The following is a 20,046-nucleotide window of genomic DNA, read 5'->3' as shown; positions in this document are numbered from 1 at the left end:
ACAATGAATAAAAAAATACGTGTGCTGGTAGCAAAGCCAGGGCTTGACGGGCATGACCGCGGAGCTCTTGTGATCTCTCAGGCTCTTCGTGATTATGGGATGGAGGTCATTTATACCGGCCTTCGCCAGACGCCAGAACAAATTGTAGCTGCTGCTGTGCAGGAAGATGTGGATGCCATCGGTTTATCTTGTCTGTCTGGAGCGCATAATGAACTGTTTCCCGAGGTGATGTCGCTTTTAAAACAGCGGGGAGCAGATGATATTATCGTGATAGGAGGCGGTGTTATCCCCTGGGAGGACATTCCCTTCCTTGAATCAGCCGGAGTAAGAAAAATATTCACACCCGGCACACCGACAGTTGAGACAGCCAAATTTATTGAAGCAGCAGTGCTCGAGCGGGATGGTTATCCAGCACCAGCAGGCATGGAACCGCCAAAAAAAATCGATCATATCGGCATTGCCGTTGAATCCCTTGATGAGGTCCTCCCTTTTTATGTGAACACACTCGGGCTTAAGCTTGAAGCAGTGGAGGAAGTGGAATCTCAAAAGGTAAAGGTAGCTTTTTTGAAGATCGGCCAGACAAGGCTGGAGCTTCTAGAGCCAATGGATGAACAGAGTCCGATCCGGCAATTTATTATCAAACGCGGACAGGGTGTCCACCATTTGGCTCTTGGTGTTGAAAATATTGCATCAAGAATTGAAGAATTGAAAAAAGCTGGCGTAAAGATGATCCAGGAACAGCCGGTGAAAGGTGCCGGCGGGGCATCCATCGCATTCATCCATCCATCTTCTACTCATAAGGTGCTGTTTGAACTGTGCGAAAAACCTGAAACGGAAGGAGGAGTGTCCTGATGGATATGTACGATAAAATGGACGAATTATATGACAGGAAACGTGAGATTGAGCTTGGCGGCGGAGACGAGAAGATTGATAAACAGCATGAACGCGGAAAAATGACCGCAAGGGAGCGAATCGATCTTTTGCTCGATGAGGGAACGTTTGTGGAGCTGAATCCTTTTATTGAGCACCGCTGCACCGATTTTGGTCTGCAGAATATGAAGGCTCCTGGAGAGGGAGTCGTTACAGGCTATGGAAAGATTCACGGCCGGCCGGTTTATTTATTTGCTCAGGATTTTACGGTTTTTGGAGGAGCGTTAGGAGAGATGCATGCTCACAAGATCGCCAGTGTGATGGATCTTGCGGCTAAGAATGGAACACCGTTTATCGGACTGAACGATTCAGGAGGAGCGAGAATTCAGGAAGGTGTTGTTTCTCTGGACGGCTACGGGCAGATCTTTTACAGAAACTCCATCTACTCTGGTGTCATTCCGCAGATTTCAGTTATTCTGGGGCCTTGTGCAGGTGGAGCTGTCTATTCACCGGCTATTACGGATTTCGTATTCATGGTGGAGCAGACAAGCCAAATGTTTATCACTGGCCCGAAGGTCATCGAAACAGTAACGGGCGAAAAAATTTCATCTGAGGATCTTGGCGGGGCAAAGGTACATAGCACGAAAAGCGGTAACGCCCATTTTATGGGGGAAACCGAGGCACAAGTTCTGGAGCAAGTGCGGGCGCTCGTATCGTTCCTTCCTCAGAACAATAAAGAAAAACCGGCCAGATCGGAGAAACTGGAGCATGAGAACGATGACCGCCCGGATATTGCCGAGGTGGTACCTTTGGATGCGACCAAACCGTATGACGTTCGTAAGGTCATCGAGCAAGTGGTCGATCAGGATACTTTTTTAGAAGTTCAAGCGTATTTTGCCAGAAACATAGTCATTGGTTTTGCCAGGATTAAGGGTGAAGTGGTAGGATTAGTATGTAATCAGCCAAAAGTTATGGCTGGCGGCCTTGATATTGATTCTTCGGATAAGGCATCGCGCTTTATTCGTTTTTGTGACGCTTTTAACATTCCGATTATCACCTTTGAGGACGTCACCGGATTTTTTCCAGGAATTAAACAGGAACACGGCGGCATTATAAGACACGGAGCTAAAATCCTGTACGCCTACTCTGAGGCTACTGTCCCGAAAATAACGATTATCACCCGTAAAGCATACGGCGGTGCCTATGTCGCCTTAAACAGCAAGTCGATCGGCGCTGATCTTGTTTTTGCCTGGCCGAACGCGGAAATCGCAGTGATGGGACCGCAGGGAGCAGCGAACATTATCTTTGCCAGAGAGATCGAACAAAGCGATGATCCTGAAGCGACAAGGCAGGCTAAGATTGATGAGTACCGTACGAAATTTGCCAATCCATACATTGCCGCCTCCCGAGGCATGGTCGATGATGTCATCGATCCACGGGATACGAGAATCAAATGTATTCAAGCACTGGAAATGCTGCGGACGAAGCACGAGGAAAGGCCCTGGAAGAAACACGGCAATATCCCGTTATAATGGAGGAAGACACAATGGTTAATGAGCAACGATTGCTAGAAGAGTTTTTGGAATTGGTACAGATCGATTCTGAAACAAAATTTGAAAAGGAAATCTCCAAAGTCCTTACTAAAAAATTCACTGATCTTGGTGTCGAAGTATTTGAAGATGATGCTGAATCTAAAACTGAACACGGCGCCGGCAACCTGATTTGTAAGCTGAAAGGCAACAAGGGCGGGGTGGATCCGATTTATTTCACCTCCCATATGGATACGGTCGTACCTGGCAATGGGGTAAAACCTTCGATTAAAGATGGGTATGTTGTAACCGATGGAACGACCATCCTTGGGGCGGACGACAAGGCAGGCCTCGCAGCGATGCTCGAAGCCGTTAAACTTTTAAAGGAACAAAATATTAAACACGGAGACATCCAGTTCATCATCACAGTTGGGGAAGAGTCAGGGCTTGTAGGAGCGAAAGAACTTGATCCTTCCCGATTAACCGCAAAATTCGGTTTCGCGCTCGACAGTGACGGCAAAGTCGGTGACATTATTGTTGCAGCGCCGACACAAGCCAAGCTGATGGTTGATATCTATGGAAAGACAGCGCATGCCGGTGTTGCTCCTGAAAAGGGTGTATCAGCCATTACAATCGCTGCAAAAGCCATTTCTAAAATGCCGCTCGGAAGAATTGATGAAGAAACCACGGCTAACATCGGAAGGTTTGAAGGAGGCACACAGACCAATATCGTTTGTGATCATGTGGCCATTTTGGCAGAAGCCCGTTCTCTCGTAACAGAGAAAATGGAAGCTCAGGTTGCTAAGATGAAAGAGGCATTTGAAGCAACGGCTTCTAAGTTCGGTGGACGTGCTGAAGTGAATGTGAAAGTCATGTACCCTGGATTTAAGTTTAGTGATGGAGACCATGTCGTTGAAGTGGCTAAGAAAGCTGCTGAAAGGATCGGACGTTCTCACCGCTTGCTGCAAAGCGGCGGCGGAAGTGATGCGAATGTGATTGCCGGCCATGGTATTCCAACTGTTAACCTTGCTGTAGGCTACGAGGAAATCCACACTAAAAATGAAAAAATGCCGATCACGGAACTGGTGAAAACAGCCGAGATCGTGGTTGCAGTTATTCAGGAAGTAGCAGGAGAGTAAAGCTAAGGGGCTGTCCAGAAAGTCATAAACTGACCTTCTGGCAGCTCCTTTTTTAAAAAAATTTGACTGTGGAAACATTACATGCAAAAAAATCTTCGATGACAAGTTGAGTGGAGTGGAAGGTGCGAGACTCCAGCAGGGCTCAACGCACGCCCCGCGGAAAGCGAGTAGCCTGAAACGGAAATCAACCACTTCTAAGAGCAACAAAGATTACGAAAACAGCCTTTTGTTATGTCCCCCTCAGGTCAAGGTTGACATATATTGCTCAAATTAGTATATTTGGTTGTAGTTTAATCATGGAAAAAAATGTATAAATAGGATGGGAAGCCGGAGGGATTGGATGAGTGAACTTGCGAACATGCATATGATGATGAATTATTTGCGGGGAGTGTACAAGGTTCTTGAAGATGAATGGCAAAAATCAGCGAAGTCATTGGGATTGACCCAAGCTGAACAGCACATTCTATGGATTGTATCCTTTGAACGAGAGGCGACGATTTCCCGCATAGCACACCTCGGATTATGGGATGTTTCGACAGTCATGCAGGTTATAAAACGCCTGAAAGATAAAGGCTTAATACAATTATTGAAAAAAGATCATGATCGGCGAATTTCGTACGTAACGCTTACGGAAGAAGGAGCAAAAAAACAGCAGATGTCTTCTGAAGGCAAATACTCAGTGTACAGTTATCTGCAGGCCTGGAGCAAGGATCATGGGAACCAGGAATTTCTGGTGCAGCTTATAAACTTACATAGGGATATGAATGAGCATTTTCACGGAACAGAATACGTGGAATGGATTGAAAACACAGGCAGGCAGCTGCGGGATAAAGTGGAGACAAGGTGAATAAACCTTGTCTTTTTTATGGTGTGAACCCTGTGATATGAACGGCTTTCGCTTTTCTTATGTTCTCCCATTTCATATAATGGGAAAGGAAAAGGATTGAAGGAGATGGAACAACATGGATAGGTCTGCCAATATAAAACGAAGATTTATCCTGCATGTCGACATGAACAGCTTTTATGCTTCTGTAGAAAGTATGATGGATCCCACTTTAAAGGGAAAGCCTCTTGCGATCGCCGGCAATCCCGAAGAGCGCCGCGGCATCATCGTAACCTGCAGCTATGAAGCACGTAAGTTTGGAGTAAAAACTACGATGCCTCTGTGGCAGGCAAAAAAACTTTGTCCATCTCTTATCGTCTTACGGCCGGATTTTCAAAAATACAGGACGATGTCTCAGAAGATGTTTCAGCTGCTTCGGGAATATACTGAGCTTGTAGAGCCTGTTTCAATCGATGAAGGATATCTTGATATTACGAGGATATCCATGAGCCCCATCGAAGCTGCCGAGGAAATTCAAAACAGGCTGTATCATGAACTGGGTCTTCCTTCCAGCATAGGGATTGCCCCGAATAAATTTCTTGCGAAGATGGCTTCAGATATGAAGAAACCTATGGGGATTACCGTCTTGCGAAAGCGGGAGATCCGGCAGATCCTCTGGCCGATGACCGTAGGTGAAATGCATGGGATCGGAAAGGCCACAGAAGAAAAACTAAAAAAATATAATATTCATACGATCGGTGACCTGGCAAAGGAAGACGCGTACAGTTTAAAACACCGCTTCGGAAAAAACGGAGTGAGGATGTGGGAGCGTGCGAACGGGATCGATGACCGCCCAGTAGACCCGGAGCGCGCCTCAGAATTTCAATCCGTTGGCAACTCGACCACTCTGGCTGAAGACGTGAGTGATGAAACGGAGCTTAAACGCGTCTTTTCAGTTCTGGCTGATTCTGTTGAACGCCGGATGAAAGGGAAGAAAGTCGTCGGTCAAAATCTTCAGATTGTGATCCGGTATGGAGACAGGAAGACGGTTACGAGAAGCAAGACACTGGAGAATCCCTTTCATGATAAGAGTGAAATCCTGGAACATGCCTGGTCCTTGTTTACAAAACACTGGAACGGTGAACCTGTACGGCTGCTCGGCATTACGGCCGCGGATGTTATCCCTAAAGAAAAAGCCTATAAACAGATGGACTTGTTTACTTTTGAACAGGAAAAAAAACGGGATGATGTAAATCGATTGATCAGCGATATTCAAAAAAAGTTTGGTGATCATTCCATTATTCGAGGCAAACTAACAGATGATCCATCATAGCTATAGGTTGTAGACAGCTTTTTATCGAGCCAAAGGCCGGGTGATTATAATTGAAGAAAAGTATCCATCTGCCATACGTGCTTGGATTTTTGTTGCTTTTTATTTTCTTTTTTCTGCTTGCAGCCGTCTATCGGGAGGCTGGCGTAAAGAGACTGGATCAGACGGTGATTGATGCAGTAACGGCATATCAGCCCCACGAGCTGACCCGAGCTTTTATAGTGATCACAAACAGTGCAGCAAGGACCAATGAATTTATAGTGCTTGCCGTGTTCTCTGCTTTTTCTATTTTATGGAGGAGGAGCTGGCTTGAACCGGTAATCCTGGGGATTTGTTTGTTTGTCATCCGTTACGGTAACGCTTTTCTTAAAGGAATCTATGAAAGAAAGAGGCCATCCCTCCATCGCCTAGTTGATATCGGAGGATATAGTTTTCCGAGCGGACACGCCATGATCTCCATCGGTTTTTTTGGACTGTTATTCTACCTGCTTGTGAGACAGGCTAAGCATAGTTGGGTGCGGCATCTTATAACCGCTGGAGGATGTGTTTATATCGTACTTGTCGGATTAAGCAGAGTCTATCTTGGTGTGCATTATCCGAGTGATGTGCTGGCAGGATTTCTTGCGGGAGGAAGCTTGCTCCTTTTTTTCGTTGTCACTTATCGCCTCATGATTTCTATTTTAAAGCATGAAAGGAATAGCTGATATGGAACTTCATTTTCTGGGAACGGGAGCCGGAATGCCTTCAAAGGAACGGAATGTTTCTTCGGTTGCCCTTAAATTCCTGCAGACGGGAGGAGAAATCTGGCTCTTTGACTGCGGAGAAGCTACACAGCATCAAATCCTGCACACTTCTCTCAAACCGCGTAAGATCAATAAAATTTTCATTACTCATCTGCACGGTGACCATCTATTCGGTCTGCCGGGCCTGCTGGGAAGCCGCTCCTTCCAAAATGGTGAAGAGAGTCCGGTATCCATATACGGACCAAAGGGAATAAAGGCCTTCATCGACACCTCTTTGAACATAAGCCAGACGCATCTTACCTATCCGATTCAAGTGATAGAAATAGATGAAGGGCTGATCTGTGAAGAGGAAGGCCGCCGGGTATACGCCAAGCAACTTGAGCATGTGATCCCTTGTTTCGGTTTTCGCGTAGAAGAGCAGGCACAGCCTGGAAAGCTGGAAGCCGGCTTGTTAAAAAAGATGGGCCTTCCACCCGGTCCTTTATATCAGCAATTGAAAGAAGGCAGGGATATTACTCTGGAGGACGGAACGGTGCTCAAGAGCAGTGAATTTGTTTCCCCTCCTGTTCCTGGCCGGATTGTCGCTATCCTTGGCGATACTAAATACTGCGAGAATGCGGTGGAGCTGGGAAGAGATGCTGAGGTACTTATTCATGAGGCTACTGTTCTTCACGAACTGGCTGAAAAGGCAGCGGAATTCGGCCATTCTTCAGCCAGATCGGCTGCTGTTACCGCCAGACGGGCAAATGCAGCTGCCTTGATCTTGAACCATATCAGTTCCAGATATCATAAAGAGGAGAAGACTCTTCTTTTAAAAGAAGCACGGGAAGTCTTTCCGAATACGCAGATTGCCGATGACTTCAGCGTCTTTCCAATTGAAAAACTCAGCAAAAAATGAGCGGGCAGCCCGCTCATTTTTTTTTTAACTTATTATACATTTCAAGGATTAAGCTTTTTTGTTCAGTAATTTCTCCATTTCTAACAGCCAACGCCACATCGGGTACATCAGTGATGATGGCATCCACCCGCCAATTCATTAAATAATGCATCCATTTTTCTTGATTGACGGTATAAGGCCTGACCCGTATTCCATGCTCATGAAGGCTTTGCAGGATCACGGGATGAAGGCTCTTAAATTGAGGATGCACACTCAGCGAACCCATGCTTCTTGCATAGTTCCATGGCTCGTAGATGGCCGAAGAGTAGAGGGGAGCAATGTCAATGTAAGAGTCCATGCTCCTTAATTGCACAAGGCTGTAATGGTTAAAAGATGAATAGATCGTTTTTTCTTTCATTCCATAAGCATTTACGAGATCGTATACTTTTTTCTCTAAATCTTCATACATCACTTTGTTATTCTTCAATTCTATATTGAGAAGCAGCGGCTTGGTACAGATCCATTGCAGAAACTCTTCTAGTGTGAGGATCCGTTCATTTTGAAAGGTTGGAGAAAACCAGCTTCCCGCGTCCAGCTGTTTAATTTCAGCGAGCGTGAAATTTTTTACATATCCTTTTCCGTTGGTTGTCCGTTTGACCGTATCATCGTGAATGATGACAGGAACACCATCGCTTGTTAAATGGACATCAATTTCAAGTCCGTCTGCGCCCATTTCATAAGCCCGAGTGTAGGAGGCCATTGTGTTTTCGGGGCATACCTTGCTTGCGCCCCGGTGTCCAAAGATTTTTGTCATAGCGGGAAAAACTCCTTTCCTCTTTATATTTTACCTTAACATAAGCAGGTCAAACGTTCTAAATCCAAGAAAAAAACAAGCCCATTTCCTTTCAGGGGCTTGTTTAGGTGGCTCGCGCCGATGTGCGTTCGATGCTCATATCATTTTTTACGATCCATTTTATAAAATCTTTTTCCTTTTTTGTCAGTGGCCGTGTAAGAAACTGCTCAAACTCTTTAAACAACAGATTGTACCGCTTGAATTCTTCTTGATCAAGCATCTTATACCTCCCGTTGCTGCTCTATAGTCGTTTTATTATAAAATAAAATAACAGAATTGTCAAACTATTCCTTCGGAAGAGGGCGGGGTGTACATTCTCCCGAGCTCTTCTGAGCGCTGTGCGGCACGCTTGACGCATGATTCAATCGCTTCTTTTACTTTAAAATGGTCCAGCATTTGAATTCCGGCTTCGGTGGTTCCACCCGGACTGGTTACCTTTTGCCGAAGCAGCAAGGGATGTTCGTCGCTCATTTTCAGCATATGGGCAGCACCCAACAGGGTCTGCGCGATCAAATCCCTTGCCTCAGTTTCACTGAGATTGAGCGAGGAGGCTGCCTGCTGCATCGCTTCTACTAAATAATAAACATAAGCGGGGCCGCTTCCAGCCAACCCGGTTACTGCATGCAGGCTTTCTTCTTTCAAGCAGGTGGTCGTTCCGATGCAATTAAAAAGCTCTTCGGCCTGTTTTACATGTTGCTCTTCAGCATACTTTCCAGCGGCGAGGCCGGTTGCAGAATAACCAATCGCAGCAGATGTGTTCGGCATCGCCCGTATGACAGGGGCATCCGTATGAAGCAGAGTGGAGATGTGATCTGTTGATATCCCGGCAAGTACTGAAATGATAAGGTGCTGTTTATGGATAGCGTCCCTGATCGAGTGCAGGGCGTCTTCAGCATCTTTCGGCTTCATAGCAAGGATGAGGATTTCTGCCTCACACACTGCATCTGCGGCTGAGGCGGAAATTTTTATCTCATACTTCCTTTGCAGTTCAAGAAGTCTTTTTGTGTTCATTCTGTTTGCGGCAATGATCTGTTCAGGTGAGGCCAGCTTGTTGGCGATCAATCCTGAAATCATTGCTTCTGCCATGGCACCTGCTCCGATAAACGCGATTTTTTTATACACGGCAATCCCTCCAACTTAGGTTAACGTAAAAACGCACTCCTCGATCCTTGGAAAAGGACGGAGGAGTGCGGTCCGCGGTACCACCTTAATTGGCTTGGTAAAAAGCCCAGCTTATCGCCTGTATCGAAGGCATACGATCAGGTTCAATCCCTGATGGCTCGGGGGATAGGTTCATTCATTTCGCACTGCTGGAATCTTTCAGCCGGTGGATTCCATTCTCTTTCAGCCGTTTAATGAATTACTGGTCCCTTTCAGCGCCGTGTTCAGCGTTCAGTTATTACAAAACATTATGCAATGAGTCAGTACAGTATGTCAAGTTTATAAAAAAGATAATTTTGAATATTTATTTTTTTTATAGTGCTGATCTTTTGCTATACTGATTGATATATATATATATGCATGAGAAGAGGTCAGGTGAAAATGTTGAACCAGTATATAATAACCATCGCGCTTCCGACACCGTTTCCGGTAGGGGATGTCAATGTCTATCTCATACGGGGAGAAAAGCTTACCCTTGTTGACTGCGGACCAAAAACGCCTGAGGCATGGGGCATCTTTCGAGAGAAACTGGCGGAGAACGGGCTGGAAGAAAACGATATTGAACAGGTGATCTTTACCCATTATCACCCGGACCATGTCGGTCTTTATTCATACTTTACGAGCCCGGTGCCTGCTGTGCTCGCAAGTTTAGAAGAAATACCCTATCTCAGCCAGCAGCAAGAATTTTTTGTACATAGAAATCAATTTTATGAGGGGTTTTACAAAAAAATGGGGATGCCGGAAGAAGCCGTCCGGTTTGAACATAGGAAATTAAAGAAGTATCTTGAGTTTTCTGCTGTGGTCCATGCTTCCCCGGCGTTGTATGAAGGAGAAGAAGTGTCAGGGCTTTCAGGGTGGACAATCATGAAAACACCGGGCCATTCTCCAGATCATCTTTCTCTGTTTCATCAAGAGAGCGGTATTATGATTGGAGGGGACTTTTTGCTGCAGCGTATTTCATCCAACGCACTCATCGAGCCTCCCCCTCTCACGAAAAGAGACCGGCCTAAACCGCTGCTGCAATACCGGGATTCACTTAAGACGGCAGCCGAACTCCCCATAACCGTCATCCTGCCGGGGCATGGCCTTCCGATCTCCAACAGTTCTGAGTTGATCGAAGAAAGGCTTGCACAGCAGAACAACCGGGCGGATGTCCTATGGGAGATGCTCGCCGGGCATAAGACGGCTTATGAATTAAGCAAGCTTTTATTCCCGAGGATCTATCAAAAGGAACCTGGGCTTACTCTCTCGGAAACCGTGGGGCATCTTGATCTGCTTGAAGAGGAGGGAAGGATTCAAGCGGAGGACATACAGGGTATTATTTACTACAAGCGGGCAGAAGGAGCGTAAGATATGAAGAATTTAAAAGGAAAAACGGTGGTTATCACAGGGGCTTCCGGAGGGCTTGGAGCCCGGATCGCGTTTGATGCGGCAAGCCTTGGTGCTAAGCCGGTGCTGATCGCCAGAAGCCTGGACAAACTAGTGAACGTAAAAAAAGATCTAAAAGAACATTTTGATGTGGAAGCGCTGATCTATTCGCTGGACGTTAGCAACGCAGAAGAGGTGAAAGCGGTTTTCGCAGAGATCACTCGTACGGTTTCTGTCGATGTTCTGATCAACAACGCTGGATTTGGAATATTCGACTACTTCATTGATGCGGACCTAAACGATCTTTCCAGCATGCTTCAGACCAACGTGGTCGGCCTGATGGCTTGTACACAGGCAGTGCTGCCGCAAATGCTGGAACGGCGTTCTGGCCATATAATCAATATTGCGTCACAGGCAGGAAAGATATCCACACCGAAGTCGAGCGGATATGCCGCTTCTAAACACGCTGTTCTTGGCTTCTCAAACGGATTGCGGATGGAGCTCGCAAACAGTGGAATATGGGTAACAGCCATCAACCCGGGGCCGATTGAAACGAACTTTTTTTCCATCGCAGACAAATCGGGTTCCTATGAGAAAAACATCAAGAAGTGGATGCTGTCCCCGGAGTATGTTTCTAAAAAAATCATTTCGGCGATCGGCCGTCCTGTCCGTGAGATCAATCTGCCTCTTTGGATGAATGCAGGCAGTACGCTTTATCAGCTTTTTCCCAGGCTTGTAGAAAAGCTTGGCGGAAATGCATTCAAACAAAAATAGACAATAATTATATTATGTAAACAAGAAAGATGCGTATATTAGCGCATCTTTCTTGTTTTCCTAAACCTTCACAAAAAGGAATAAAGTCTTAATTTAATAGGACTAAAGAAGCTATTTTGGTTTGTCTGAGGAGAGAACGGGTATAAGTAACTTACACGTTATAGACCGCAACAATAGAAAGAGGGGTAGCAGTTATGAATAAAAAAGTTTTATTTATATCAGACCATGGAGACCCGCTGGCAAAACTGGGCGGAAAGCAAGCTGGAGGACAGAATAATTATGTGTACCATTTGGCGCTTGCCATGGAAAATAGGGGATGGGATGTTGATGTCATAACCCACTGGTGTGATAAAGATGCTCCTCAGACGGAGGCATTTGGAAAACGCTCTAGAGTTATCCGCATCCAAGCCGGTATCAAAGGCTTTGTATCCAAAAATGAAATGTTTCAAATACTGCCCGGCTTTTTTAAAGAAATCGAGGAACTTGTTCCTGTTGATCAATATGATATAATTCATACTCATTACTGGCTGTCAGGGATATTAGGCCGCCAGCTTCGCAGAAAGTACAATATACCGTTTGTCCATACTTCACATTCCCTTGGAGCAGCTAAAGAACGGGCCACAGGAGAAAGGGATGAGCGCAGGTTCCAGTATGAACGAACCATTCTCCGTTCCGCTAACCGCGTGATCGCCACGACCAACAGCGAGAAAAGCCTGATCCATGACTTTACTAAACAGCCTGCACCTGTTGATGTCATTCCGATCGGTGTATCTCCAACTTTTTATCCTTTAAACCAAAAACCCGCGATAAAACAAAAATTGGACGTTCACGGCCCTCTCGTGTTTTATGCCGGCCGGCTGGAAGAAACCAAGGGTGTTGAAACCCTCCTCAAAGCATTCAGATACTTGATTCAATGGGGTGACGTCCCGTCAAACACTAGACTGATTCTTGCTGGAGGACAGAAAGAAGAAATCGGTGATGACCAGCTTCCCATTCCGGAAAAACAGCGTTCATGGGTGAAAGGAATTGAGTGTTATGTTCAGTTTGTAGGGCCGAAAAGCCAGGAGCAGCTGGCGGAATACTTTAACGCTGCCAACGTTGCTGTCGTGCCTTCCTATTATGAATCGTTCGGAATGGTGGCTGCAGAGGCACAGGCATGCGGATGTCCAGTGATTGCCTCCCGTGTCGGCGGGCTTCAAAATGTGGTGGTTGAAGGAGAAACAGGGCTGCTCGTCAACCCAAAAGACGCTCAGGATTTGGCGCTCACCCTGGAAATTATTTTAAACAATGACATCATTGCACAAAGGCTCGGCAAACAGGCATCCTCTCTTGCCGAACGCGATTACCGCTGGCCGAATGTGGCAGCAAGGGTAGAGCAGGTGTACGAGGAGGTTCTGTCAGGTGAAACGAGAAAACGTTACACATCTTTTAGCTACTGATCTAGACGGAACCTTGGTGGGAGAGAAGGAACTGACTTCTTTGCTGTTTGATTATTATAAAGAACGTCCCTACAATGTGCAGCTCGTTTATGTTACAGGAAGACACTATGCTTCTACCATGGAGCTGATCAAAGAGGAAGAGCTTCCGATGCCTTCCATTCTCATTTCGGATGTTGGTACGGAAATGTATGACTTGAATGATCCAGAGCTTCATGAGCGCTGGAAAAAAACATTGGAAGAAAAGTGGAATCCCGCTGAAATTTCTCGCATCGTTCAATCCTGCAGCGGCTTAACGCCTCAATCGATTCCATCCGTGCATCGGCTTTCCTATTTTGCAGAAAGCGATGAGGCGGTTGAGGAAGTGAAACAAAAGCTGAGCGGCAGTTCGGTGCCGCACAAGCTGATTTTCAGTTCCGGAAGAGATGTAGACATTCTTCCGCCAAATGCAGGGAAGGGAGAGGCGCTATCCTTTCTGCTTCGGGAAAAAGGCTGGGAGAAAGCAAATGTATTAGTTGCCGGCGATTCCGGCAATGACCGTGATATGATTACACTTGGATATCCGGCTGTCGTTGTCGGAAACTGCCAAAAGGAATTAAAACAGCTGCCAGACCACCCTATGATTTTCCGTGCGCAAAAGCATTGTGCAGGCGGAATTCATGAAGCGTGGGAGCATTTCTTTGAAAAAACTCCAGTTAAGAATAGCATATAAAGCAAGCAAACCCCTTATAAGCCTCGCTTATCGGGGGTTTGCTTATTCTTTTGTAATAAAGCTGTATACGACATCTTGAACCGTCAAATAAGGATCTTCTGCCTCTTCGGTTTGCAGTTCTTTTTTTATTCGTTCCTGCAGGAGAGCATAATCCTTTTCAGTATAAGGGATGGCCTCTTTCTCGTAAAAATAATCCAGCAAAGCCTTTTCCAGCCATTTGCGCAGCAGCTGATTTTCCATTCTGCACTTCCTTTCCTCTCCCAACAATGTAGCCTACGAATGCCTGCCGGTCAATGGATTTTTTAAGCCGGAAAGCCCCCTGAAAAAATTTCCATTGAGAAGAGAACATATATTCGGTTAAAATGGGTATACATAATAAATGAGAACGAACGTTTGCTTTTGGAGGGGTGAAGGAAGTTGATCGATTATTCTATGATTCAAAATCGTTCAATTCTGTGCATGGACATGAAAAGTTTTTATGCCAGCTGTGCGGCTGTGCGCTTAGGGCTGGACCCGCTGACCTGTTACCTTGCTGTAGTAGGGAATACAGAGAGGCAGGGAAGTGTGGTCCTGGCTGCTTCTCCTTGTCTGAAAAGAGATTTTGGAATAAGAACCGGAAGCCGGCTGTTTGAGATTCCAAAAGACAGCCGTATTCACATCGTGGATGCCCAAATGGCTTTTTTTCTACAGCGTTCCATGGAGATCACGCGCCTGCTCAATCGGTTTGTTCCAAAAGAGGCCATTCATACTTACAGTGTGGATGAAAGTTTTATTCAGGCAGACGGGACAGAACGCCTGTGGGGAGGGCCGGTGCAGCTGGCCGAGGCCATCCGGATTGCCATAAAAGAAGAGTTCGGTCTGCCCTGCGCCATCGGAATCGGGCCGAACATGCTGATGTCTAAGCTCTGTCTGGATTTGGATGCGAAGAAGAAAGGCGTGGAAGAATGGACGTATGAGGACATTCCGGAGAAGCTATGGAAACTTTCTCCCTTGAGCAAGATGTGGGGCATCGGTTCCCGTGTGGAACGGACGCTTAATCTGATGGGCATTACAACCGTAGGCGATCTTGCCCATTATCCGCTGGAGCTCTTGGAAAAAAAATTCGGCGTGATGGGAAATCAGCTTTATTATCATGCGTGGGGAGTGGATCTCTCGGAGGTGGGGGCTCCCATCATGCAAGGCCAGATCAGCTATGGAAAAAGCCAGATCCTCCTTCGTGATTATACCGATCCGAAAGAGGTTCAGCATGTTATTTTAGAAATGTGCGAAGAAGTGGCAAGGCGGGCCAGAACAGCGAAAAAAGCAGGAAGAACGGTCAGTCTGGGAATCGGCTACAGCAAAGAAGAATGGGGCGGGGGTTTTTACCGTTCAAAGACCGTAGCTGAACCGACTAACATTACGATGGAGATCTACCAGGTGTGCCTGGAACTCTTTCATACCTTTTATGAAGGAAAGACGGTCCGTAAAATCACCATTGCTCTATCCAATGTATGTGAAGATAACGAAACGCAGCTCAGCATCTTTACACTTGAGCATCCTAAAAAGCGAAAGCTTGGATACGTGATGGACGATATCCGCAGGAAATACGGCTCCAATGCTCTTCTCCGGGCCGTTTCCTATACGAGCGGAGGAACGGCTCTGCACCGCAGCACCCTTTTAGGCGGGCATAAAGCGTAAAACCAGAATGGAGGGTCTCTAATGATCAAAGACCGCGGAAGCATCAAATGGACGGCAATGATGCTGCCTGAGCACGTAAAGCAGTTAAGGGACTGGGAGCGGGAAGAGGCGTGGCTTGAGAACACTGAGCTTGATGAACAGCAGTTGGAGGAAATGAACCAGCAGATCTTTTTTGCGATGGAAGAGGCAAGGAAAGTAGCCGTCCTTTGCCGTAAACCCCTTGGTGAAAAAGCAATACTGGGCCTCATCCATTACTATGACCCTCATCGCCGTCTGCTCAGAATAATGAATGATGAAGGAAAGAAACAGGATGTTTCTCTCGATGCCATCATAGGGATAGAGATGGATGTTTAAAGACAAATAAAAAAAGGGGCTGTCCTGAAAGTCGAAAATTGACCTTCAGGCAGCTCCTTTGACGTGAAAAATCTTCAATGAAAAGTTGATTGGAGTGCAAGGTGCGAGACTCCTGCGGGACTAGCGTGACAGGTGAGACTCCCGCAGGCGCTTGCGCCAAGAGGCTCACCCACGCCCCGCGGAAAGCGAGCAGCCTGGAGCGGAGATCAACAGCTACCAGACTTCTTGGACAGCCCCTTATTCGGCCTCAGCAAACAGATCAGAGGCCAATAATTTTCTCTGCAGGGAGTCAAGATTCGCTTCGCTTGAAATTTCGATTTCTTGCCCTGGCTGTATGGATAATGCGATAAGGCCGAGCAGGCTTTTTCCGTCGGCTGTCTTATCTCCTTTTTTAACATACACGGCTTCTTCATAACTTCCCGTGAACTGGACGAATTGGCTTGCGTTTCCGGCATAGATGGGTTTTTTCGCAATAATTCTCAAGTTAATCTCTCTCCCTGCATATCCTTTTTATACAGCTTATGAAGGGTGAATTGAGAAATGTCATAAAATTTATTTTAAATTAAAGTGACTTCTATCGGAAAATAAAGGAAAATATAGAAATAAGATGTGTGGAGAGGAGCAGTAAAGAGTGATTCGCAATAAAAAAAGAATAATGAACTATTTAATTATATTAAGTTTGGCAGGCTGCCTTTTATATATCAACCATCGGTATTTAAATTTAACGCCGGAGCGGTTTAGAGGCTGGATTCTGTCGTGGGGAGTTTGGGCTCCAATCGTTTATATCGCTTTATATGCCTTCCGGCCGTTTGTGCTGTTTCCGTCATCCGTGTTTGCAGTGACAAGCGGCTTGGCCTTCGGGTTATATTGGGGGTGTCTGTATACATACCTGGGATCCTTGTCAGGCGGACTCATGACGTTTTTAGCAGTGAAATGGATCGGCAAAAAAAGCGTAAAAAAGGAATGGAAGGGAAATTATCAGAAGATCCAGGAGGGCATCAAGCAGCGTGGATTTATTTATGTGCTGATCCTCCGCCTCCTGCCGATATTGAATTATGATCTTGTGAGCTACTTGACGGCCGCGGCAAACGTCAAGTTTAAAGATTACGCGGCAGCCACGGCCATCGGAATCATACCGGGCACATTGGCATACACGTACATAGGAGCTTCAGTGGCGAATACAGGAATGAAGGAAATTTTAATTTCATCCATCATCATCATTACTTTGATTATTCTTCCGGTTGTAACAAGGAAGAGATGGCAAAAAAAACTGGGCCTCTAGCCTCTCTCATGGAAAAAGAAGCGCTGAATGGCATTAGCGCTTCTTTTTTATGCTTATGTAGTCGCTTTGGAAGGGAGAAGCTGCTGAAGAAGCTGCTGGATGGCCGAATCAGCATCGGCCCCCTCGGTGATCAGCAGAAAAGATTCACCTTTTCGGAGCATCATGAAAAACGTAACAAGGCATGTTAGTTTTTTCGCGTGCAGGGTGACTCCGTTTTTACATAAAAAGACGTTGGACTGAAACGATCTGGATATTTTTACGAAATCCGTAACCTTTTGAATGGTGAATTTAGAAGCGTCACTGGTAATGGAGACGGTTTTTGAACAAATCTTTTTCATATATAGGATCCTCCTGAAATGGATTGTAATAGTTATCTACAGCGTATCTACCCTGTAATAAACCGTTTCAAACCAGGTGAGATTGAAAACATCAGGAAAGGGAATAGTGAGGGGGAGAAAGAAGGAGGAGGATGCACGGATGTTTGAAATGATCTTTCATTTTTTAAAAGAGTTGGGAGCGGTCGGGCTATTTATCGGGACCGCCCTGGAGGCTTCCTCGATTCCTTTTCCCGGTGCGCTGGTCATTCTGATCTACGGATTTCTGCTGAAGCCAAACCTGGTCGAGAGCTTGCTTCTGGCATTGGCAGTAAGTGCAGTATACACCATATTCAGCTATGTACCTTATATGATAGGTTATAAGCTTGAAAGCAAGATGAAAGAGAAGTTCAACGAGAAGAAAGTAGAGAAAACGAAGAAAGTGTTTAAAAAATACGGAGAGTGGAGCATTGCTCTTTCCCGGCCTTTGGGAATCGGAAATTATGTTTCCTACGCAGCAGGGATGAGCAAGGTCAATCGGTGGAAATTCGGCGGGCTGACCTTTATCGGCATCTTTCCTTTAGCAGTTGCCATGCTGTTTTTAGGCAGGCTGGGGGAAGTCAAGACCGTTAATCATGTGCTGCAGGCTTCACAGTCCTATATTCTTGCAGGGGCAGGAGTCCTGCTGGTTGGTTTTTTACTGTATAAATTCGTTTATAAGAAAAGGACGGCAAGCTAAAATAAGAGACAAATCAAAAAAGCGGAAATCTCGAAGGTTTCCGCTTTTTGATTTTTGAGATCTTCTATAGCTTTGCTCTCTTTTCGCCTTATTATTGATATGTGTATTTTCACATATGTTCATCAAGCATTTTCCCTTAAAAATTGTGTAGAATATGTTAAAATGACAAACAGATACGGAAAGAAGGAATGAAGAGGATGGCGTTGAGATATGCGCTGCTTGGATTGTTGGCCAAGAGCGAGGCAACCGGATATGAACTGAATCAGCAGTTTAAAGAAACGATGATCCACTTCTGGACAGCCCATCATACCCAGATTTATCGAGAACTTGTAAAGATGGAGGAAGAGGAGCTTGTAACCTCGCAAGTGATTCATCAGGTGGACTATCCGGATAAGAAGGTATATCAAATCGAACCAAAAGGCTATGAGAGGCTGCTGAAATGGCTGCTGAGCAAGGAAATCTCACAGCCGAAACTAAAGGATGACCTGTTATTGCGTGTTTCATTGTTTCATCTTATACCTCCAGATACGGCTGTTGCTTTTTTAGAACGGGCCAAGGAACAGCATTCTTTTGGCCTGGGATTGATGAAAGACTGGAAAGACAGCCATTTTCCTGAAGACAGCTTTCAGCAGGAGGATCTAGGAGAATATTTAACATCGGAATTCGGGAGAAGATACCTGCAAAACTGGATTGAATGGTGCGACTGGGCCATTCAGGTCATACAAACCATGAACAGCAAGGAGAAGTGAATATGAAACTGGAATGGACGGAAAGGGCGATCGAAAAGATAAAGAGTAAGATGCAGGAAGGAGACAGCGTACTGCTAAAGTATGATACGGAAGGGTGCGGCTGTGTCGTCAGCGGGGTGTCCGCACTCTGGATTGTGGATGAAGAACCGGAGGGCACGGTCCAGCTTGAAACGAACTTCCTGCCCGTTTATATGGAGAAAACCAAAATGGTATTCTTTGATGAGCAGATGACGATCGATTTTAAAAAGGAACAGCATACGTTTCAGCTGAAAAGCCCGAACCAGATGCTCAATCCGCATCTTAGGCTCGAAAATAAAATAAAAACAGGAAAGGACGCCTAAAAGGGCGTCTTTCCTATTTTTTAGTGCATCAATGATGATGAAAGACGCCTAAAAGGGCGTCTTTTCCTGTTTTGAAAGAAGGTATTGCCTGCTTTGAAGGCTGCGGGAAACAAAAGGAGAGATAAACTCCACAGCCTCAAGGAGAAGATCGAGCTGGATGCCGGTCGAGATACCCATACGATTCAGCATGTAAACAGTATCTTCTGTTGCCACATTTCCTGTTGCTCCCGGAGCAAACGGACAGCCGCCAAGCCCCCCTGCGGACGTGTCGAAGCGGTCCACATCTGCCTGAAGGGCAGAAAAGATATTAGCCAGGGCCATGCCGCGTGTGTCATGAAAATGGGCAGCGATGAGCAGGGCAGAAGGAAGATGATGCTTAAGCAGGGCAAACAAGTCATAAACTTCCTGAGGATTAGCAAGCCCGATCGTATCGGCGACGGAGAGCTCATCTACTCCCAGATCTGAAAATTCCTCACATAGTTTCAGGACAGCCTGTTCGTCCATTTTTCCTTCATACGGACAATAAAAAGCCGTCGAAATACATGCCCGCACAAAAAAGCCTTTCCGTTTCAGGTCTCTGATGAGCGGAGTAAGCTCATCCATGCTCTCTCTCGTGCTTTTATTAATATTTTTCCGGTTGAACGTATCACTCACACCGACAAAAAAAGCTGCGTTCTTACATCCGGAAGAAAGCAGGCGCTCTACTCCTTTTCCGTTCGGAACGAGCACGATATTTCGAGTGCTGTCATCGGTGCAATGCTCGATCACTTGTTCAGCATCACCCATCTGCGGCACCCATTTGGGAGAGACGAACGAGGTAAGCTCCATTTCTTGAATTCCCGAAGATTTCAGTTTATGAATAAAACGGATCTTGTCTTCCGCCGGCACGAGCTGCTTTTCGTTTTGCAGTCCGTCGCGCGGTCCAACTTCAATGATGGTGACTCTTTGGGGTAGTTCCATAGCTCCTCCTAGTCA

At 45.9% G+C, this 20,046-nt stretch carries 24 protein-coding genes; 17 read left to right on the top strand and 7 right to left on the bottom strand.

Features of this window, described 5'->3' with window-relative positions; translation table 11 throughout:
* The first annotated feature begins 3 nt into the window (after window positions 1-3).
* From mce to rnz, 7 genes are all read left to right on the top strand, one after another.
* Window positions 4-852 (top strand): methylmalonyl-CoA epimerase, encoded by an 849-nt coding sequence (mce, locus tag M1K46_RS10770; protein ID WP_256226004.1) that lies wholly within the window; start codon window positions 4-6, stop codon window positions 850-852.
* Complete coding sequence (locus M1K46_RS10765; protein WP_256226003.1) at window positions 852-2,402, top strand: acyl-CoA carboxylase subunit beta; 1,551 nt, start codon at window positions 852-854, stop codon at window positions 2,400-2,402. Before mce ends, M1K46_RS10765 begins: the two co-directional genes overlap by 1 nt.
* Before the next feature lie 14 nt (window positions 2,403-2,416).
* A complete protein-coding gene (locus M1K46_RS10760) occupies window positions 2,417-3,538 on the top strand; it encodes a tripeptidase T (protein ID WP_256226002.1) in 1,122 nt (373 codons plus the stop codon).
* A 340-nt stretch (window positions 3,539-3,878) separates the two neighbouring features.
* The gene (locus tag M1K46_RS10755; protein WP_256226001.1) at window positions 3,879-4,385 is read left to right on the top strand and encodes a winged helix DNA-binding protein; all 507 of its coding nucleotides are present in this window, start codon (window positions 3,879-3,881) and stop codon (window positions 4,383-4,385) included.
* 115 nt (window positions 4,386-4,500) lie between these two features.
* Entirely contained in the window at window positions 4,501-5,694 is a 1,194-nt protein-coding gene (locus M1K46_RS10750) for a DNA polymerase IV (protein ID WP_248253068.1), read from the top strand.
* Between the two features lie 50 nt (window positions 5,695-5,744).
* Window positions 5,745-6,395 (top strand): phosphatase PAP2 family protein, encoded by a 651-nt coding sequence (locus tag M1K46_RS10745; RefSeq protein WP_256226000.1) that lies wholly within the window; start codon window positions 5,745-5,747, stop codon window positions 6,393-6,395.
* A gap of 1 nt (window position 6,396) precedes the next feature.
* On the top strand, window positions 6,397-7,332 hold the full coding sequence (gene rnz, locus M1K46_RS10740) for a ribonuclease Z (protein WP_256225999.1): 936 nt from the start codon (window positions 6,397-6,399) through the stop codon (window positions 7,330-7,332).
* A gap of 13 nt (window positions 7,333-7,345) precedes the next feature.
* On the opposite strand, the gene M1K46_RS10735 is transcribed toward rnz, so the two are convergent.
* The 3 genes from M1K46_RS10735 to proC all read right to left on the bottom strand — a co-directional run bounded on the left by M1K46_RS10735 (window position 7,346) and on the right by proC (window position 9,292).
* Window positions 7,346-8,125 (bottom strand): glycerophosphodiester phosphodiesterase, encoded by a 780-nt coding sequence (locus M1K46_RS10735; protein ID WP_248253065.1) that lies wholly within the window; start codon window positions 8,123-8,125, stop codon window positions 7,346-7,348.
* A gap of 103 nt (window positions 8,126-8,228) precedes the next feature.
* On the bottom strand, window positions 8,229-8,384 hold the full coding sequence (locus tag M1K46_RS10730; RefSeq protein ID WP_248253064.1) for a hypothetical protein: 156 nt from the start codon (window positions 8,382-8,384) through the stop codon (window positions 8,229-8,231).
* Window positions 8,385-8,443: 59 nt separating this feature from the next.
* A complete protein-coding gene (gene proC, locus M1K46_RS10725; RefSeq protein WP_256226146.1) occupies window positions 8,444-9,292 on the bottom strand; it encodes a pyrroline-5-carboxylate reductase in 849 nt (282 codons plus the stop codon).
* A gap of 417 nt (window positions 9,293-9,709) precedes the next feature.
* On the opposite strand from proC, the gene M1K46_RS10720 reads away from it, so the two are divergent.
* The 4 genes from M1K46_RS10720 to M1K46_RS10705 all read left to right on the top strand — a co-directional run bounded on the left by M1K46_RS10720 (window position 9,710) and on the right by M1K46_RS10705 (window position 13,615).
* Window positions 9,710-10,675 (top strand): MBL fold metallo-hydrolase, encoded by a 966-nt coding sequence (locus M1K46_RS10720; RefSeq protein ID WP_256225998.1) that lies wholly within the window; start codon window positions 9,710-9,712, stop codon window positions 10,673-10,675.
* A 3-nt stretch (window positions 10,676-10,678) separates the two neighbouring features.
* Entirely contained in the window at window positions 10,679-11,467 is a 789-nt protein-coding gene (locus tag M1K46_RS10715) for an SDR family NAD(P)-dependent oxidoreductase (RefSeq protein ID WP_256225997.1), read from the top strand.
* Window positions 11,468-11,661: 194 nt separating this feature from the next.
* On the top strand, window positions 11,662-12,906 hold the full coding sequence (locus tag M1K46_RS10710) for a glycosyltransferase (RefSeq protein ID WP_256225996.1): 1,245 nt from the start codon (window positions 11,662-11,664) through the stop codon (window positions 12,904-12,906).
* On the top strand, window positions 12,869-13,615 hold the full coding sequence (locus M1K46_RS10705; RefSeq protein WP_256225995.1) for an HAD-IIB family hydrolase: 747 nt from the start codon (window positions 12,869-12,871) through the stop codon (window positions 13,613-13,615). Before M1K46_RS10710 ends, M1K46_RS10705 begins: the two co-directional genes overlap by 38 nt.
* A 42-nt stretch (window positions 13,616-13,657) precedes the next feature.
* Here the strand turns inward: M1K46_RS10705 and M1K46_RS10700 are convergent, their stop codons facing one another.
* Window positions 13,658-13,855, bottom strand: a complete 198-nt coding sequence (locus tag M1K46_RS10700; protein WP_062235177.1) for a YqzH family protein — start codon at window positions 13,853-13,855, stop codon at window positions 13,658-13,660.
* Window positions 13,856-14,032: 177 nt separating this feature from the next.
* Between M1K46_RS10700 and M1K46_RS10695 the strand changes: the two genes are divergently transcribed.
* Window positions 14,033-15,292, top strand: a complete 1,260-nt coding sequence (locus tag M1K46_RS10695; protein ID WP_256225994.1) for a DNA polymerase thumb domain-containing protein — start codon at window positions 14,033-14,035, stop codon at window positions 15,290-15,292.
* A 21-nt stretch (window positions 15,293-15,313) separates the two neighbouring features.
* Window positions 15,314-15,646 carry a YolD-like family protein gene (locus tag M1K46_RS10690; protein ID WP_053357968.1) on the top strand — a complete coding sequence of 111 codons (333 nt, stop codon included), beginning with the start codon at window positions 15,314-15,316 and terminating at the stop codon, window positions 15,644-15,646.
* Window positions 15,647-15,883: 237 nt separating this feature from the next.
* On the opposite strand, the gene M1K46_RS10685 is transcribed toward M1K46_RS10690, so the two are convergent.
* Window positions 15,884-16,129, bottom strand: a complete 246-nt coding sequence (locus M1K46_RS10685) for an HPr family phosphocarrier protein (protein ID WP_053357969.1) — start codon at window positions 16,127-16,129, stop codon at window positions 15,884-15,886.
* 148 nt (window positions 16,130-16,277) lie between these two features.
* Between M1K46_RS10685 and M1K46_RS10680 the strand changes: the two genes are divergently transcribed.
* Window positions 16,278-16,928, top strand: coding sequence for a TVP38/TMEM64 family protein (locus M1K46_RS10680; protein ID WP_053357970.1), 651 nt, complete (start codon window positions 16,278-16,280; stop codon window positions 16,926-16,928).
* Window positions 16,929-16,981: 53 nt separating this feature from the next.
* Here M1K46_RS10680 and M1K46_RS10675 read toward each other — a convergent pair whose 3' ends face one another.
* Window positions 16,982-17,266, bottom strand: coding sequence for an HPr family phosphocarrier protein (locus tag M1K46_RS10675; protein WP_256225993.1), 285 nt, complete (start codon window positions 17,264-17,266; stop codon window positions 16,982-16,984).
* A gap of 139 nt (window positions 17,267-17,405) precedes the next feature.
* Here M1K46_RS10675 and M1K46_RS10670 point away from each other — a divergent pair, with 139 nt between their 5' ends.
* The 3 genes from M1K46_RS10670 to M1K46_RS10660 all read left to right on the top strand — a co-directional run bounded on the left by M1K46_RS10670 (window position 17,406) and on the right by M1K46_RS10660 (window position 19,071).
* Window positions 17,406-17,981 (top strand): DedA family protein, encoded by a 576-nt coding sequence (locus tag M1K46_RS10670; RefSeq protein ID WP_062235186.1) that lies wholly within the window; start codon window positions 17,406-17,408, stop codon window positions 17,979-17,981.
* A 197-nt stretch (window positions 17,982-18,178) separates the two neighbouring features.
* Window positions 18,179-18,730, top strand: a complete 552-nt coding sequence (locus M1K46_RS10665; RefSeq protein ID WP_256225992.1) for a PadR family transcriptional regulator — start codon at window positions 18,179-18,181, stop codon at window positions 18,728-18,730.
* A gap of 2 nt (window positions 18,731-18,732) precedes the next feature.
* A complete protein-coding gene (locus tag M1K46_RS10660) occupies window positions 18,733-19,071 on the top strand; it encodes an iron-sulfur cluster biosynthesis family protein (RefSeq protein WP_062235191.1) in 339 nt (112 codons plus the stop codon).
* 48 nt (window positions 19,072-19,119) lie between these two features.
* Here M1K46_RS10660 and M1K46_RS10655 read toward each other — a convergent pair whose 3' ends face one another.
* Window positions 19,120-20,031: a hydroxymethylglutaryl-CoA lyase gene (locus M1K46_RS10655; RefSeq protein WP_256225990.1), complete on the bottom strand. Its 912-nt coding sequence runs from the start codon at window positions 20,029-20,031 to the stop codon at window positions 19,120-19,122.
* Window positions 20,032-20,046: the final 15 nt, after the last annotated feature.

Origin of the sequence: Fictibacillus sp. WQ 8-8 (assembly GCF_024494405.1) — a bacterium.
Classification (GTDB): domain Bacteria; phylum Bacillota; class Bacilli; order Bacillales; family Fictibacillaceae; genus Fictibacillus_C; species Fictibacillus_C marinisediminis.
The sequence above is the reverse complement of the archived record's forward strand: the minus strand, read 5'-3'. Positions and strand labels throughout refer to the sequence as shown.

Excerpts from the sequence above, each read along its gene's own strand:
- mce (WP_256226004.1), top strand. The coding sequence starts at position 4 with ATGAATAAAAAAATACGTGTGCTGGTAGCAAAGCCAGGGCTTGACGGG.
- M1K46_RS10765 (WP_256226003.1), top strand. The coding sequence starts at position 852 with ATGGATATGTACGATAAAATGGACGAATTATATGACAGGAAACGTGAG.
- M1K46_RS10760 (WP_256226002.1), top strand. The coding sequence starts at position 2,417 with ATGGTTAATGAGCAACGATTGCTAGAAGAGTTTTTGGAATTGGTACAG.
- M1K46_RS10755 (WP_256226001.1), top strand. The coding sequence starts at position 3,879 with ATGAGTGAACTTGCGAACATGCATATGATGATGAATTATTTGCGGGGA.
- M1K46_RS10750 (WP_248253068.1), top strand. The coding sequence starts at position 4,501 with ATGGATAGGTCTGCCAATATAAAACGAAGATTTATCCTGCATGTCGAC.
- rnz (WP_256225999.1), top strand. The coding sequence starts at position 6,397 with ATGGAACTTCATTTTCTGGGAACGGGAGCCGGAATGCCTTCAAAGGAA.
- M1K46_RS10735 (WP_248253065.1), bottom strand. The coding sequence starts at position 8,125 with ATGACAAAAATCTTTGGACACCGGGGCGCAAGCAAGGTATGCCCCGAA.
- M1K46_RS10730 (WP_248253064.1), bottom strand. The coding sequence starts at position 8,384 with ATGCTTGATCAAGAAGAATTCAAGCGGTACAATCTGTTGTTTAAAGAG.
- M1K46_RS10715 (WP_256225997.1), top strand. The coding sequence starts at position 10,679 with ATGAAGAATTTAAAAGGAAAAACGGTGGTTATCACAGGGGCTTCCGGA.
- M1K46_RS10710 (WP_256225996.1), top strand. The coding sequence starts at position 11,662 with ATGAATAAAAAAGTTTTATTTATATCAGACCATGGAGACCCGCTGGCA.
- M1K46_RS10700 (WP_062235177.1), bottom strand. The coding sequence starts at position 13,855 with ATGGAAAATCAGCTGCTGCGCAAATGGCTGGAAAAGGCTTTGCTGGAT.
- M1K46_RS10690 (WP_053357968.1), top strand. The coding sequence starts at position 15,314 with ATGATCAAAGACCGCGGAAGCATCAAATGGACGGCAATGATGCTGCCT.
- M1K46_RS10675 (WP_256225993.1), bottom strand. The coding sequence starts at position 17,266 with ATGAAAAAGATTTGTTCAAAAACCGTCTCCATTACCAGTGACGCTTCT.
- M1K46_RS10670 (WP_062235186.1), top strand. The coding sequence starts at position 17,406 with ATGTTTGAAATGATCTTTCATTTTTTAAAAGAGTTGGGAGCGGTCGGG.
- M1K46_RS10665 (WP_256225992.1), top strand. The coding sequence starts at position 18,179 with ATGGCGTTGAGATATGCGCTGCTTGGATTGTTGGCCAAGAGCGAGGCA.
- M1K46_RS10660 (WP_062235191.1), top strand. The coding sequence starts at position 18,733 with ATGAAACTGGAATGGACGGAAAGGGCGATCGAAAAGATAAAGAGTAAG.
- M1K46_RS10655 (WP_256225990.1), bottom strand. The coding sequence starts at position 20,031 with ATGGAACTACCCCAAAGAGTCACCATCATTGAAGTTGGACCGCGCGAC.